Consider the following 15,292-nt stretch of genomic DNA (forward strand, 5'->3'; position numbering starts at 1 on the left):
AAATATGTTCCGGGTCTATCACTCTAATCAGCTTGATCTGTTGAAAAATCTGGCAGGTATTCTGATTGAAAATCAACCGCTGACCGATCCGCTGGCGGCTGAACAGGTGCTGGTACAAAGCCCAGGCATGGCGCAGTGGCTGCAAATGGAACTGGCTAACAGTTTCGGCATTGCCGCCAACATTGATTTCCCGCTGCCTGCGAGCTTCATCTGGAACATGTTCGTTAAGGTGCTGCCCGATATTCCTGAAGAGAGCGCCTTCACCAAGGCCAGCATGAGCTGGAAGCTGATGCATCGCTTGCCAACTTTGCTGGAGCAGGACGCTTTCCAGCCGCTGCGTCACTACCTCAATGATGACGACGACAAGCGCAAGCTGTATCAGCTCAGCGCCCGTGTTGCCGATCTGTTTGACCAATATCTGGTGTATCGCTCGGACTGGCTCAACAGCTGGGAGCGCGGTGAACGGATTGATGGCTTAGGCGAATCGCAGCAGTGGCAGGCGCTGCTGTGGTGCGATCTGGTTAACTTTACCGAAAGCCTGGGTCAGCCGATGTGGCATCGCGCTAACCTCTATGCGCGCTTTATCCAAAAGCTGGAACAGGCGCAAATGCCGCCGCCGGGCTTGCCGCAGCGCGTGTTTATTTGCGGTATCTCCGCGCTGCCGCCGGTTTATTTGCAGGCGTTGGAAGCGCTGGGCCGTCACATTGATATCCATCTGCTGTTCACCAATCCCTGCCGTCACTATTGGGGCGACATTCAGGATTATGCCTTTTTGGCGAAGCTGCAAAGCCGCCAGCGCCGCCGCATCCAGTCGGATGAGCTGCAGCCGCTGTTCCGCGATCCGGCTAGCGCGTCAGCATTGTTTAACGATATTGGCGAGCAGCAGCTGACCAATCCGCTGCTGGCGTCATGGGGCAAGCTGGGGCGCGATAACCTGTATCTGCTGAGCCAGATGGAATCCGCCGCCAACGACATTGATGCCTTCGTCGAGATGCCTCAAGACAATCTGCTGCACAGCGTGCAAGCGGATCTGCTCAATCTGGACGATAAAGCGATCATTGGCCTCAACGCCGGTGAGCTAGCGAACAGCGCCGAAAAACGGCTGCTTGATCCTGAAGATCGCTCGATCACGCTGCAGGTGTGCCACAGCGCACAGCGTGAAGTTGAAGTGCTGCAGGATCATCTGCTCACGCTGATGGAAGCCCATCCCGAACTCAAGCCACGCGACATCATCGTGATGGTGGCGGATATCGACAGCTACGCACCTTTTATTCAGGCCGCTTTTGCCAGCGCGCCGAGCGAACGCTATTTGCCGTTCGCCATCTCCGACCGCCGCGCCAGTCAGGCGCACCCGGCGATTCTGGCGCTGCTCAGCTTGCTGTCGCTGCCTGAAAGTCGCTTTGCCTCCGAAGATGTGCTGGCGCTGCTTGAGGTTCCCGCGCTGGCTCAGCGCTTCTCGGTGGATGAAAGCGGGCTGCGCCTGCTGCGCCGCTGGGTGATGGAATCCGGCATTCGCTGGGGACTGGATGATGCCAGCGTGGAAGCGCTGGCGCTGCCGGTAACCGGACAACACACCTGGCGCTTCGGCCTGCAGCGTATGCTGCTCGGCTATGCGCTGGAGAGCCGCAACGGCGACTGGCAAGGGATCCTGCCGTATGACGAATCCAGCGGTTTGATCGCTGAGCTGGCGGGGCATCTGGCGGAACTGCTATCGCGACTCGAAGAGTGGCGTGCGCGTCTGGCAGAAGAGCGCACGTTAGCGGAGTGGCAGCCGCTGTGTCGTGAGCTGATTGAGTGCTTCTTTAGCGGAGACGCCGAAAGTGAAGCCGCGCTGCTGCTGGTGGAAATGCAGTGGAAACAGATTATCGAGCAGGGCATGCAGGCGGCCTATCAACAGCCGATTCCGGTTACGCTGCTGCGTGATGAGCTGCGTTCACGCCTCGATCAACAGCGTATCAGCCAGCGTTTCCTCGCCGGTCCCATCAACTTCTGTACGCTGATGCCGATGCGTTCGATTCCCTTCAAAGTGGTGTGTTTGCTGGGCATGAACGATGGCGTCTATCCGCGCACCTTAGCGCCGCTGGGTTTCGACCTGATGCAGCAACAGATGCGCAAAGGCGACCGTAGCCGCCGCGATGATGACCGCTATCTGTTCCTCGAAGCGCTGATTTCGGCGCAGCAGCAGCTCTATATCAGTTACATCGGCCGGGCGATTCAGGACAACACCGAGCGCTATCCATCGGTATTAGTGAGCGAGCTGGTTGATTACCTGGGGCAGAGCTTCTGTCTGCCGGGTGATGAAGCGCTTGAACCCGATATCAGCGAGCAGCGCGTGCGCGAACATCTGCAAAAGCTGCATAGCCGCATGCCGTTTGCCGCAGAGAACTTCCAGCCGGGCGCACACGGGCAAAGCTTTGCTGCGGAGTGGTTGCCTGCAGCCACCGGCAGCGGCGTGGCACAGCCGGATTTTGTGCAGCCCTTGCTGCCTGCACCGATAGAAACCTTGTCGCTGGAGCAACTGCTACGCTTCTGGCGCCATCCGGTACGCGCCTGGTTCCAGCAGCGCTTGGGGGTGGCTTTCTGGATGGAAGAGAGCGAGCTGCCCGACAGCGAACCGTTCGCGCCTGACAGCCTGGAACGCTACCAAATCAACGCCCAATTGCTGAATACGCTGGTCAACGGTGACGATCCGGCGCAGCTGTATGCGCGTCACCGCGCCGCTGGCAATCTGCCTTATGGCGCGTTCGGGGAACTTTTCTGGCAGAGCCAGACCGAAGAGATGCAGGAAGTGGCCGCCGAGGTGAGTGGTCAACGCCAGCCCGCTGAAAGTTGGGAAATCAATCTGACGATCGGCGCAGTGCAATTGACCGGCTGGCTGACGCAGGTGCAAGCTGATGGCCTGCTGCGCTGGCGTCCGGGCGTGCTGAACATGAACGATGGTCTGCTGCTATGGCTGGAACATCTGGTGTATTGCGCGTTGGGCGGCAGCGGTGAAAGCCGCATGTACGGCCGTAAACAGAGTCACTGGCGCTTCGCGGCGCTGCCTGCTGAACAGGCGCTGTCGCTTCTGCATGCGTATGTTGCGGGTTACCAGGCCGGATTAGTCGAGCCGCTGATGCTGCTGAATAAATCCGGCGGAGCCTGGCTGGAAGCCAGCTTTGATAGCAAGTCGCAGCAGTTGCTGGAAGACGAAGCCACGCAGAAAAAGGCACTTAACAAATTGCTGCAAGCCTGGCAGGGTGGTTTCCAGGTGGAAGGCGAGGGCAGCGATCCCTATCTGCAACGCCTGAGTCGGTCTTTGGACGATGATGCCGTGCAGGCGATTACTGCCGCCGCACGCCAATGGTATTTGCCGGTGCGCCTGGCGCATCAGAATGATGAATAGCATGGGGATACGGCCTCGTTTGAGGTTGTTCCTGACACGATAAGAAAGTTTGTCTATTTCACCGCTGGGCACACAGCCAGCGGAAAAGGGTAATGTAAGGGGTTTAAATGCGGATTTACGCACGCTGGATTGGAGCGCTGCTGCTGAGCACGTTAGCGCTGAATGCCTTTGCCGATACCGATCGCGGCTGGCAACCCATCAATGACACCATTCGTAAAAGCGATCACGATCCACGCAGTTATCAGGCGATTACGTTAAACAACGGCATGACCGTGCTGCTGGTCTCGGATGCCGAAGCGCCTAAATCGCTGGCGGCGCTGACCTTACCGATCGGTTCGCTGGATGATCCTAATCAGCAGCTGGGTCTGGCGCACTATCTCGAACACATGGTGTTAATGGGCTCAAAGCGTTATCCGCAGCCTGATAATCTCGCCGAATTCCTGAAAAAAAATGGTGGCAGCCACAATGCCAGCACCGCGTCGTATCGCACGGCGTTCTATCTGGAAGTGGAAAACAGCGCGTTGCAGCCCGCAGTTGATCGTCTAGCCGATGCGATTGCTGAACCGCTGCTCGATCCGGTTAATGCCGATCGTGAACGCCATGCGGTTAACGCAGAACTGACCATGGCTCGCTCACGCGATGGCTTGCGTATGGCACAGGTGGGTGCAGAAACTCTCAACCCTGCGCATCCCGGCTCGCGCTATTCCGGTGGCAACCTTGATACGTTGAGCGACAAGCCAGACAGCAAATTGCATCAGGCGCTGACCGATTTTTATCACAGCCACTACTCCGCCAATCTGATGAAGGCGGTGATTTACAGCAACAAACCGCTGCCAGAGATGGCCGACATTGCGGCAAAAACCTTTGGTCGTGTGGCTAATCATCAAACGACGGTGCCAGAGATTGACGTGCCGGTAGTGACCGACGCGCAGAAGGGCATCATTATCCATTACGTGCCCGCACAGCCGCGCAAGCAGTTGAAAATTGAGTTCCGCATCCCGAACAGCAGCGGCCAGTTCCGCAGTAAAACCGATACGCTGATCAGCTACATTCTGGGCAATCGCAGCAAAAACACCCTCAACGACTGGCTGCAAAAGCAAGGGCTGGCGGATGGCGTCAGCGCCGGTGCAGACCCGATGACCGAGCGCAACAGCGGCGTCTTCGCTATCAGCGTGTCGTTAACCGACAAAGGTCTGGCGCAGCGCGATGAAGTGGTGGCTGCGGTGTTCAACTACCTTGATATGCTGCGCACCAAAGGCATCAGTAAAGAATACTTCGATGAAGTCTCCCACGTGCTGGCGCTGGATTTCCGCTACCCATCAATTACCCGTGATATGGATTACATCGAGTGGCTGGTAGATACCATGCTGCGGGTGCCGGTTGAACACACGCTGGATGCGCCTTATCTGGCCGATCAGTTCGATCCCGCGGCAATCAAAACGCGTCTCGACGAAATGACGCCGCAGAACGCGCGCATCTGGTACATCAGTCCGCAGGAGCCGCATAACAAAGAAGCCTACTTTGTGAATGCGCCCTATCAGGTGGACAAAATCAGCGACGCCCAAATTAGCGACTGGCAGCAACGTGCCGCGCAGCTTCAGCTGTCGATGCCCACGCTGAATCCCTATATTCCGTCGGATTTCGCCATCATCCCCTCCGATGGCAAAACCTACGATCATCCGGTCGCATTGACCAATGGCGACAGCATGCGTATTTACTGGATGCCAAGTCAGCAGTTTGCCAGCGAACCGAAAGCCGCTATCACCTTAGCGCTGCGCAACAAATCGGCGATCAGCGATGCGCGCCAGCAGGTGCTGTTTGGGTTGAATGACTATCTCTCCAGCCTGGCGCTGGATGAGTTGAATTCGCAGGCTTCGGTTGGCGGCATCAGTTTCTCCACCGGGGAAGATGATGGCATCGTGTTTAGCGCCAGCGGGTTTACCCAACGTCTGCCGGAATTGCTGAAGAAGCTGGTAGAGGGTTACGCCACCTTTACGCCGGATCAGCAGCAGCTGGAACAGGCCAAATCCTGGTACCTGGATCGACTGGAAGCGGCAGAGAAGGGCAAAGCGTTTGAGCAGGCGATTCAGCCGATGCAGATGTTGTCGCAGCTGCCTTACACCCAACGTGAAACGCGCCGCAATCTGGTGAAAGATATTACTCTGAAAGAGGTCACCGATTACCGCGATGCGCTGATTCATCATGCAACCCCGGAGATGATGGTGGTGGGCAATCTCTCTGCAGAGCGCGTGAAACAGCTCGGTGATGAGCTGCAGCAACAGTTGCACAGCGATGGCCACGGCTACTGGCACAGTGATTATGTGGCGGTGGATAAAGCAATGAAGGCCAATCTGCAGAAAGCCGGCAGCAGCACTGATTCAGCGCTGGCCGCGCTGTATGTGCCGTTGGGCTACAGCGAATATCAAAGCATGGCCAACAGCACCATGCTGAGCCAGATCGTTCAACCCTGGTTCTACAACCAGTTGCGCACCGAAGAGCAACTCGGCTATGCGGTGTTTGCTTACCAGATGCCGATCGGACGCCAGTGGGGCATCGGTTTCCTGCTGCAAAGTAACAGCAAGCAGCCAGCGTTTTTACTGCAACGCTTCCAGGCGTTTTATCCGCAGGCTGAACAGCGTCTGCGCAGCATGAAAGCAGAGGATTTCGCCCAGTATCAGCAGGCGCTGATCAACGATATGAAGCAGCGTCCGCAAACGCTGGATGAAGAGGCGAACCGCTTTAACCGTGACTTTAAACGTCAGAACTTTGCCTTCGATACGCGTGAAAAAGCGATTGAGCAAATTCAGCAACTGACGCCAGCCGGCCTGGCCGACTTCTTCCATCAGGCGGTTTTAGCGCAGCAAGGCATGGCGATGATTTCGCAGATCGGTGGCAGCCATGATGGCGCGACCAAAGATGACTACGCCCAGCTGCCGGGCTGGACCACATGGGATGAGGTCCAGAAGCTGCAGCAGTCGTTGCCCGTGAAGAGTGATGCCCAATGAGTCTGCTACCTGAATCGCTCAATCCTCTGACGCTGCCGCTGCGCGGTGAGCGTCTGATTGAGGCCTCAGCCGGCACCGGCAAAACCTTCACCATCGGCCTGCTCTATCTAAGGCTGCTACTGGGATTGGGCGGACAACATGCTTATTCGCGCCCGCTGTCGGTAGAAGAGATTCTGGTGGTGACCTTTACCGAGGCCGCGACCGCTGAACTGCGCGGGCGTATACGCGCCAACATTCACGAGCTGCGGCTGGCCTGCCTGCGCGGCGTCAGCGGCAACCCGATGCTGATGCAGCTGCTGCAGGAGATTCCACAGCCCGCCGATGCGGCTTCGCTGCTGCTCGCCGCTGAACGACAGATGGATGAAGCCGCCATCTTCACCATCCACGGCTTCTGCCAGCGCATGCTGAATCTCAACGCCTTTGAGTCCGGCATGCTGTTTGAACAGCAGCTGATTGAGGATGAACAGCTGCTGCTGCGCCAGGCGACTGCCGATTTCTGGCGTCGTCACTGCTATCCGCTGACGCTGGATGTCGCGCGAGTGATTGTCAGCGAATGGAGCGGCCCGGAGCAGTTGCTTTCCACCTTGCGTCCGTGGTTGCAGGGCGAATCGCCCAGTCTGCGTCTGCCGCCTGCCGACAGTGAAACCCTGGCTTCGCGCCACAGCGAAAACCTGGCGCGTATCGCCGCGATGAAAGCGCAATGGCTGGCGGTGGGTGACGAAGTGCTGACGCTGGTGGGGCAATCTGACGTGGATAAGCGCAGCTACAGCAGCAAGAATTTGCCGGTTTGGGTCAATAAAGTCAGCTTTTGGGCGCAGAGCGAAACGCGTGATTATCAGGTGCCCGCCGAACTGGCGCGCTTCGGTCAGCGCATGCTTGAAGAGAAGACCAAAAAGGGCAATCCGCCGCATCACAGTGTGTTTGACGCCATCGACACTTTCCTTGCTCAGCCGCTGTCGCTGCGCGATCTGGTGATTGCGCGTGCGCTGGTAGAGGTGCGCGCTGCGGTGCGCAAAGAGAAACGTCAGCAGGCACTGCTGGGTTTTGATGACCTGCTGAGCCGCCTCGACGAAGCACTGCAGCAGCCGAGCGGTGAGCAACTGGCTCAGGCGATTCGCCAGCGTTTCCCGGTGGCGCTGATTGATGAGTTCCAGGATACCGATCCGCTGCAATACCGCATTTTCCGCACGCTTTATATCAATCAGCCAGCGCATGCGCTGCTTTTGATTGGCGATCCCAAACAGGCGATTTACGCCTTTCGTGGCGCGGATATTTTTACCTATATCCGCGCGCGCAGTGAAGTCAGCGCGCACTACACGCTGGATACCAACTGGCGCTCGTCGCCTGCGATGGTCAACAGCGTTAACCAGCTATTTGCGCGCCTCGACGCGCCCTTCCTGTTCGCTGAGATCCCGTTCCAGCCGGTGCAGTTTGCGCCTCCCAACCAGCAACTGTCGCTCAGTATCGATCAGGTTGAGCAAGCGGCGTTACGCTTCTGGCTGCAGCCGGGCGAAGGCTGCAGCGTTGGGGATTATCAACAACGTATGGCGCAGCAGTGTGCGGCCGATATCAGTCGCTGGTTGCAGGCCGGGCAGCAGCAGCGCGCGATGCTGGGCAAAGCGCCCAATTTGCGGCCGGTACAAGCCTCTGACATCACTGTGTTAGTGCGCAGCCGTAACGAAGCTAACCAGATTCGCGAAGCACTCAATCTGCTCGGTATTCCGTCGGTTTACCTGTCGAATCGCGACAGCGTTTACACCACGCCGGAAGCGCGAGAGCTGTTATGGCTGTTGCAGGCGGTACTGGCACCGGAGCAGGAGCGTATGCTGCGTACCGCGCTGGCAACCTCGCTCTTTGCCTTTGATGCCTCGCAGCTGGATGCGCTGGATCAGGATGCGCGCGGCTGGGATGAACTGGTGGATACCTTTGCCCGCTGGCAGATGGTGTGGCAGCAGCGTGGCGTCTTGCCGATGCTGCGCGAGATGATGCTGGAGCGCCAGCTGGCGGAAAATCTACTGGCATCGGAGAACGGCGAGCGTCGTCTGACGGATTTACTGCATCTCGGCGAACTGCTGCAGGAAGCGGCTGCGCAGCTGGATAGCCCACACGCGCTGGTGCGTCATCTGGCACAGCAGATCGCCCGCCCGGATAGCCAGTCTGCCAGCCAGCAACTGCGTCTGGAGAGCGATCGTCATCTGGTGCAGATTGTCACCATCCACAAATCTAAAGGGCTGCAATATCCGCTAGTGTGGCTGCCATTCGCCGCCGGTTTTCGCGAGGCGGATACCGCGCTTTATCACGATCGTGAGAGCTTTAACGCGGTCCTGGATCTGCAAGCCGATGAAGAGAGCCTGGCGCTGGCCGAACAGGAGCGTCTGGCGGAGGATTTGCGCCTGCTCTACGTGGCGTTGACCCGTTCGATCTATCACTGCAGCGTCGGCGTGGCACCGCTGTTTCGCGGCACGCGTAAGAAAGAGGGCGAGAGCGATTTGCATAAAAGCGCGCTCGGTTTTCTGTTGCAGCGCGGTGTAGCGGCAACAGCCGAACAGCTCGGCGCGTTGCTGCATAACATGGACGCGGCGGGCACCGAAGTGGTGCTGGCCGAAGATATGCAAGCCGAGCGCTGGCAGGTTGAGGCGGTCGCCGATAGCGAGTTGGGGGCGCGAAGCGTAACGCGCGTGCTGGCCGACCCGTGGCGCGTCACCAGTTATTCCGGTTTGCAGCAGCACAGTTCTCACCGTCTGCTTGAGGTGATGCCGAATTTCGATGTGGAAGCAGCCGGCGAAGAGGATCGGGAAGAGGAAGGGGAAGCGGCGCTCACGCCCCATCACTTCCCGCGCGGTGCTGCGCCGGGAACGTTTTTGCATGAGCTGTTCGAATCGCTGGATTTCCCGCAGCCGCCTTCCGAGGAGACGCTGGCGCAACATCTGCAGCAAAACGGCTATCCGCTGCACTGGCAGCCGATGCTCAGTGCGTGGATCAGGCGTGTATTGAGCACGCCACTTAACGCGCAGGGTATTCATCTGGCGCAGGTGCAGAGCAGCGATCGTTTGGTGGAGATGGCATTCTATCTGCCAATTGACAATGTGCTGACCGCGCGTGAACTGAGCGCGTTGATTGCTCAGGATGCGTTATCGGCGCAGGCTCCGCCGCTCGATTTCCGTCAGGTGCAGGGCATGCTGAAAGGCTTTATCGACCTGGTGTTCCGCTGGCAGGGCAAATATTACCTGCTGGATTATAAATCCAACTGGCTCGGTGACAGCCATGAAGCTTATACGCCGCAGGCAATGGCGCAGGCGATGATCGACCACCGCTACGATTTGCAGTACCAGCTCTATACGCTGGCGCTGCACCGCTATTTACAACATCGCGTGCCGGATTACGATTATGAGCAGCATTTCGGCGGCGTATTTTATCTCTTCCTGCGTGGCATGGACGGCAGCTCTCCAGACAACGGCGTGTTTCATACCCGTCCCACCTTCGACTTCATTTCACAACTGGATAGCCTGTTTCGCGGGCCGGGAGCGACAGCATGAGCGGTATGACCGCGCTTTTAGCACAGGCGGCTGAGCTGCGTTTGCTGCGCTCGCTGGATGTCCAGTTCGCTCAACTGCTGGCGGATGATGATCAACCGGCGCGTTTGCTGCTGGCGGCCTGCCTGAGCGCGGAAGCGGGAGATGGGCATGTCTGTTTGCCGTTATCACAGCTGAGCCGCGACAACCTGTTTAAAGGGCGTCATGCGGAGCTGGCCCAGGCCATCTGGCAAGCGGCAGGCAAACCGCAGGATTGGCCTGCAATTTTAGCCGGCTGGTCGGCACTGAGTAGCAGCGAGCAAGCGGCACCCATCGTGCTGAGCGAAGATCGTCTCTATCTGCATCGCCTTTGGCACAACGAAGGGCAGGTGGCACGCTTCTTTCAGTCACAGTCAACAGCACAGCCTTTTGCGCCTGAACGGGTCAGGGAAGTGCTGGATCAGCTGTTTGGCAGCGAGCCGGATAACTGGCAGAAGATTGCGGCTGCGGTGGCGCTGACGCAGAAAACTGCGGTGATCTCGGGCGGTCCCGGAACCGGAAAAACCACCACGGTGGCAAAACTGCTGGCGGCACTGATCCGTCTTAGTGAAGGCGCGTTACGTATTCAGTTGGCTGCACCAACCGGCAAAGCGGCGGCGCGTCTCACCGAATCGCTGGGCAAGGCGCTGCAAAAGTTGCCGGTGAGCGAGGCGGAGCGGCAGCGCTTTCCGGCCGATGCCACCACGCTGCACCGCTTGTTAGGCGCGCAGCCGGAAACACAGCGCCTGCGCTATCACGCCGGAAATCCGCTGCATCTGGATGTGCTGGTGGTGGATGAAGCCTCAATGGTCGATCTCGGCATGATGGCGAATTTGATTGCCGCATTGCCAGCGCAGGCGCGCGTGGTGTTCCTCGGCGATCGCGATCAGCTGGCATCGGTGGAAGCGGGCGCGGTGCTCGGTGATATCTGTCGCTGTGCCGAAGCCGGTTACAGCCCGATGCGCGCTGCGCAGCTGAGCGAGCTCACCGGCAGCGGGATGGCGGGCATCGATGACAGCAGCGCACCCGCGGTACGCGACGCGATTTGCCTGCTGCGTAAAAGCTACCGCTTTGACGCCAACTCCGGCATTGGCCAACTGGCCGCAGCGGTTAACGCCGGGGATGCAAAGGCGGTTGAAGCCGCATTCAAGGCTGGTTTCAGCGATATCACCCGTCAACCTTTGCAGGATGCTGATGCGTATCAGGCGATGCTGACAGAGATTGCCGCCGGTTATCAGCCGTTCCTGAAACTCATTCGCCAACGCGCTGATCCTGCTGAGATTATCGCGGCGTTTGGCCGATATCAGCTGCTGTGCGCACTGCGTGAAGGGCCGTTTGGCGTGCAGGGATTGAATCAACGGATTGAGCAGAAGCTGATGCAGCTGCAGCTGATTCGTCGTCCAACCGGCGGCAGTCGCTGGTATCAGGGACGTCCGGTGATGGTGACGCGTAACGACAGCGCGCTGGGCCTGTTTAACGGCGATATCGGCATTACGCTGTTTGATGAGGAAGGTCTGCTGAAGGTGTTCTTCCCGTTGCCGGATGGCAGCATCAAGGCGGTGCAACCGAGCCGCTTGCCGACGCACGATACCACGTGGGCGATGACGGTGCATAAATCGCAGGGTTCGGAATTTGACCACACGGCGTTGGTGATGCCGGCGCAGTTCCTGCCGGTGTTAACGCGCGAGCTGATTTATACCGCGATTACCCGCGCGCGTAAGCAGCTGACGTTGTACAGCGATGACGGCGTGTTCCGTCGTGCCGTGCAGTTGCGTACCCAGCGACGCAGCGGATTACTGGAGCGGTTGAGCGGGGAGTAATTAAATATCGATTCCGCACAATCCGTCGCGGCGCGATGAATCGCGTATATCAATGACGGCAGCTTGCCCATGCGAATATTGCGCAATAAATTGCGCCGCTGCGGTATGTGCAACTACGCAACGGCACAGTTAAATGATGCGACTACCCCAAATCCGCCATCAGCACTTTTGAACGGCGCTGATAGTTATACATCTGCTTCTTGCTCTCGGGCAGGGATTCAATATCCACCGGCGTAAAACCGCGCTCCTGGAACCAGTGAATGCTGCGCGTGGTTAACACAAACAGCTTCTTTAGCCCCATCTGACGTGCCTGCAACGCCACGCGATCCAGCAACAGTTCTCCACGCGACGAGCTGCGATAATCCGGATGCACTGCCACACAAGCCATCTCACCAATCTGCTCGTCCGGGAACGGGTAGAGCGCGGCACAGGCGATGGTTAAATTATCGCGCTGAATAATGGTGAACTTATCAATCTCCATCTCCAGTTGCTCACGGGAGCGACGCACCAGAATCCCTTGCTGCTCCAGCGGGCGAATCAGTTCGAGAATACCGCCGATATCGTTGATGTTGGCGCGCCGAATCTGCTCGGCCGACTCCATCACAATCTGGGTACCGATACCGTCGCGCGAGAACAGTTCTTGCAGCAACGCACCATCTTCCTGATAGCTAATCAGGTGGCTGCGACGCACGCCGCTGCGGCAGGCTTTGACCGCACCACGTAAGAACCGCACGGTGCCAGAGAGGAAATCGCCGTCGCTCTCCATTTCGTCGATGCGCGCCTGAGCTTCGTTCGGAAACAATTCAGAAATAATCGCGCCTTCGCGGTTGGTCACGCCCTGTTCGGAGCAGAAACCAATCATCTTCTCGGCCTTCAATTTAATTGCCAGCTGCGTCGCTACTTCTTCTGACGTCAGGTTAAAACTCTCGCCGGTCACAGAAACCGCTACCGGACCGAGCAGTACAATCGCATCGTTATCCAGCTGACGATGGATCGCTTCCTCATCAATACGACGAATACGCCCGCTGTGGCAGTAATCAACGCCATCATCCACCCCCAGCGGCTGCGCAATGATGAAGTTGCCGCTCACTACGTTAATGTGCGCGCCTTGTAGCGGCGTGTTGTTGAGGCTCATCGAAAGACGCGCGGTGATATCCAGCTGTAAACGACCGGCGGCCTGCTTTACCAGCTCAAGTGATTGCGCATCGGTAACGCGCGTATGTTTGTGGTAAATCGGTTCCAGCTGTTGCTGGGCCATGCTGGCGTCAATCTGCGGACGCGCACCATAAACCACCACTAAGCGAATGCCGAGGCTATGCAGCAGACCGATGTCATTAACGATGCTTGAGAAGTTCTCATGCTCGATGGCTTCGCCACCCAACATGATGACAAACGTCTTGTCACGATGGGTATTTATATAGGGAACGGTGTGGCGAAAACCCTGAACCAGTTCTGTACTGCGTTCCTTCACGGCAAAGCCCTCTATGCATGTTTATTCGTAATTTTCGTATTTTTATGCTCTTTTGCTCTTTATTGCAAGCGCCGGGCCTGACGTTACTTTACGATTTTCATGATGCAACACGCGCTAACAGACTGCATTATCTGGTTTTTCCGGCAAGACAAGACGATTCTCATCGAGTAAAGTTTTCACTTTCTTGCCATCGAGTGATGATTTTTTAGACATAACACAGCAGTTGGAGCGGCATGTCCGAAGCTTTTACACGACGACGATTATTACAGGGCGCTGGCGCATTATTAATGCTAAGCGTGACGCGTACCGGGCTGGCTGCCAGCCAGCATATTGTGGCGGTGCGCATCTGGCCCTCATCGACCTACTCCCGCGTAACCCTGGAATCAAACGTTCCCCTCAAGTACAAACAGTTCACGCTGGGGAATCCCGATCGTCTGGTTATTGATATCGAAAATATGCACATCAACCCGGTCCTGAAAGGAGTCGATAAGCTGGTGCGCGTGGACGATCCCTATATCAAAACCGCACGCGTCGGTCAGTTTGACGCTAACACGGTGCGACTGGTGCTGGAACTCAAGCGTAGCATTGCGCCCAAGACATTTACTCTTGCGCCAGTGGCAGGTATCAAGCATCGCTTAGTGGTCGATCTCTATCCTAATCAGCAATCACGGGAAGAGGATCCGCTACTGGCATTACTGCAGAATTACAATCAGGGCGATCTTGAACGCGATCAGCCGGTGCAGGCGGCGCTGCCGGGCAAAGCGGGGCGCGATCGACCGATTATCATCATGATCGATCCTGGCCATGGCGGTGAGGATCCCGGCGCGCATGGCAAATACAAAACGCGTGAGAAAGATATCGTGTTGAAGATCGGTCGCTATCTGAAGGCGCTGATCGACAAAGAGCGCAACATGAAAGCTTACATGACGCGCAATGAGGATGTGTTTATCCCGCTGCGTGTCCGCGTGGCGAAAGCGCGAAAGCAGCGTGCGGATCTGTTTATTTCGATCCATGCTGATGCCTTCACCAGTCGGGCCGCGCGCGGTTCGTCGGTGTTTGCCCTTTCGACCAGCGGCGCTACCTCAGCGGCGGCGCGCTTCCTCGCACAAACGCAGAATGAAGCCGATTTGATTGGCGGCGTCAGCATGAGCGGCGATCGTTATCTCGACCACACCATGTTCGACATGGTGCAGCGGCAAACCATCAGCGACAGCCTGAAGTTTGGTAAAGAAGTGCTGTCACGCATGGGACATATCAATCACCTGCACAAGCGCACCGTCGATCAGGCGGGATTTGCGGTGCTGAAAGCGCCGGATATTCCCTCGATTTTGGTGGAAACCGCGTTTATCAGTAATGTCGAAGAGGAGCGCAAGCTGCGCACGGCGCGCTATCAGCATCAGGTGGCTGAGGCGATTCTGCATGGGATTAAGGCGTATTTTGATAAGGGTGCGGCACTAGCGCATCGCTGAGGAGGGCGGCAGCAATGCCGCTTTTTTCCGGACGCCAGAAACAAAAAAACACCCGTTAAGGTGTTTAAATGATTGGTTGCGGGGGCCGGATTTGAACCGACGACCTTCGGGTTATGAGCCCGACGAGCTACCAGGCTGCTCCACCCCGCGTCCGTCTGTCGCATTAAGCGACTTTTCACATTGTATTCTTCTTAAGACAATTGGTTGCGGGGGCCGGATTTGAACCGACGACCTTCGGGTTATGAGCCCGACGAGCTACCAGGCTGCTCCACCCCGCGTCCGACTGACGCGTTACACGACACTTCACATTGTCTCTTCATTTAAGAAGAATTGGTTGCGGGGGCCGGATTTGAACCGACGACCTTCGGGTTATGAGCCCGACGAGCTACCAGGCTGCTCCACCCCGCGTCCGTGGATGCGCACTATACTCTGGACGCGCGGCGATGCAACCCCTTTTTGAGACAAAACGCCAAATTTACAGTCAGTTGATGAATAAACTCGCCATTGGGTGAATTATTGTACAGATGTGAGCGCGACCGCTTAGGGCAGATTTCAATCTCTCTGTCCCTTTGCTATCTTCGCCGGGCAAAC

General features: G+C 57.4%; 6 protein-coding genes and 3 tRNA genes. 5 read left to right on the forward strand and 4 right to left on the reverse strand.

Going from position 1 to position 15,292, the window contains the following annotated elements; genetic code table 11:
* The first annotated feature begins 4 nt into the window (after nucleotides 1–4).
* From recC to recD, 4 genes are all read left to right on the forward strand, one after another.
* Nucleotides 5–3,385, forward strand: a complete 3,381-nt coding sequence (gene recC, locus MWH02_RS19000; RefSeq protein ID WP_271461246.1) for an exodeoxyribonuclease V subunit gamma — start codon at nucleotides 5–7, stop codon at nucleotides 3,383–3,385.
* A gap of 107 nt (nucleotides 3,386–3,492) precedes the next feature.
* Complete coding sequence (gene ptrA, locus MWH02_RS19005) at nucleotides 3,493–6,390, forward strand: pitrilysin (protein WP_271461247.1); 2,898 nt, start codon at nucleotides 3,493–3,495, stop codon at nucleotides 6,388–6,390.
* A complete protein-coding gene (recB, locus tag MWH02_RS19010) occupies nucleotides 6,387–9,926 on the forward strand; it encodes an exodeoxyribonuclease V subunit beta (protein ID WP_271461248.1) in 3,540 nt (1,179 codons plus the stop codon). Before ptrA ends, recB begins: the two co-directional genes overlap by 4 nt.
* Complete coding sequence (recD, locus tag MWH02_RS19015; protein ID WP_271461249.1) at nucleotides 9,923–11,761, forward strand: exodeoxyribonuclease V subunit alpha; 1,839 nt, start codon at nucleotides 9,923–9,925, stop codon at nucleotides 11,759–11,761. The genes recB and recD overlap by 4 nt, the downstream gene beginning before the upstream one ends.
* Nucleotides 11,762–11,903: 142 nt before the next feature.
* Here the strand turns inward: recD and argA are convergent, their stop codons facing one another.
* Nucleotides 11,904–13,232, reverse strand: a complete 1,329-nt coding sequence (gene argA / locus MWH02_RS19020; RefSeq protein WP_007891884.1) for an amino-acid N-acetyltransferase — start codon at nucleotides 13,230–13,232, stop codon at nucleotides 11,904–11,906.
* Nucleotides 13,233–13,465: 233 nt separating this feature from the next.
* Here argA and amiC point away from each other — a divergent pair, with 233 nt between their 5' ends.
* Nucleotides 13,466–14,701 carry an N-acetylmuramoyl-L-alanine amidase AmiC gene (gene amiC, locus MWH02_RS19025; protein WP_146001292.1) on the forward strand — a complete coding sequence of 412 codons (1,236 nt, stop codon included), beginning with the start codon at nucleotides 13,466–13,468 and terminating at the stop codon, nucleotides 14,699–14,701.
* A 73-nt stretch (nucleotides 14,702–14,774) separates the two neighbouring features.
* On the opposite strand, the gene MWH02_RS19030 is transcribed toward amiC, so the two are convergent.
* The 3 genes from MWH02_RS19030 to MWH02_RS19040 all read right to left on the reverse strand — a co-directional run bounded on the left by MWH02_RS19030 (nucleotide 14,775) and on the right by MWH02_RS19040 (nucleotide 15,109).
* Nucleotides 14,775–14,851, reverse strand: a tRNA-Met gene (locus tag MWH02_RS19030).
* 51 nt (nucleotides 14,852–14,902) lie between these two features.
* Nucleotides 14,903–14,979: transfer RNA gene (locus MWH02_RS19035), tRNA-Met, on the reverse strand.
* A 53-nt stretch (nucleotides 14,980–15,032) separates the two neighbouring features.
* A tRNA-Met gene (locus MWH02_RS19040) sits at nucleotides 15,033–15,109 on the reverse strand.
* Between the last annotated feature and the right edge of the window lie 183 nt (nucleotides 15,110–15,292).

The organism is Pantoea leporis, assembly GCF_028048155.1.
Lineage (GTDB): Bacteria > Pseudomonadota > Gammaproteobacteria > Enterobacterales > Enterobacteriaceae > Pantoea > Pantoea leporis.

What these genes read in the sequence shown, in the direction of transcription:
- recC (WP_271461246.1), top strand. Translation starts at nt 5, where the DNA reads ATGTTCCGGGTCTATCACTCTAATCAGCTTGATCTGTTGAAAAATCTG.
- recD (WP_271461249.1), top strand. Translation starts at nt 9,923, where the DNA reads ATGAGCGGTATGACCGCGCTTTTAGCACAGGCGGCTGAGCTGCGTTTG.
- ptrA (WP_271461247.1), top strand. Translation starts at nt 3,493, where the DNA reads ATGCGGATTTACGCACGCTGGATTGGAGCGCTGCTGCTGAGCACGTTA.
- recB (WP_271461248.1), top strand. Translation starts at nt 6,387, where the DNA reads ATGAGTCTGCTACCTGAATCGCTCAATCCTCTGACGCTGCCGCTGCGC.
- amiC (WP_146001292.1), top strand. Translation starts at nt 13,466, where the DNA reads ATGTCCGAAGCTTTTACACGACGACGATTATTACAGGGCGCTGGCGCA.